The organism is Stenotrophomonas sp. GbtcB23, from assembly GCF_019091045.1.
In the GTDB taxonomy this organism is placed as follows: Bacteria; Pseudomonadota; Gammaproteobacteria; order Xanthomonadales; family Xanthomonadaceae; genus Stenotrophomonas; species Stenotrophomonas rhizophila_A.
Genome location: NZ_JAGXKC010000211.1, coordinates 1 through 439 on the forward strand (window position 1 = coordinate 1; position 439 = coordinate 439).

1 pseudogene is annotated in these 439 nt (G+C 56.7%); it reads left to right on the forward strand.

What is annotated here, in order from left to right:
- Nucleotides 1–314: 314 nt before the first annotated feature.
- Nucleotides 315–439: pseudogene (locus KVS69_RS21345) on the forward strand (cation transporter); the annotation flags it as partial.

Genomic DNA, 439 nt, shown 5'->3' on the forward strand with positions numbered 1-439 from the left:
CATCCCGATGACGTTCCGCAGATGCCCCTCGGCGCGCTTGAGCCGCTTCACCAGGTCGGGATGGTAGGTGGGCTTATGCATGTCTTCCATGCTGAAATCAAACCCCCCCAGGGGGGATACTGCCACTGGATGTTAGATCAACGGCTGTTTGCCAGGCGGGGGGAATGGTCGCCGGGCCAGGCTAAGGCAATTGCCCGGAGCGGCATCCCGGCCGTGGTGAGACGCGAACACAAATGTGTACAACAATTCACATGAAAACATGTTCATGTGTTATATTTTGAGCCACAGTCAAAGACCCAGTTTCCCGAGGCCCCATGTCCCAATCCCACGCACATGACCATGGTCACGATCACGACCATGATCATGACCACACCCCGACCGTGACCAGCGCCAACGAGCGCAAGGTCCTGCTGTCCTTTTTCCTGATCTTCGGCTTCAT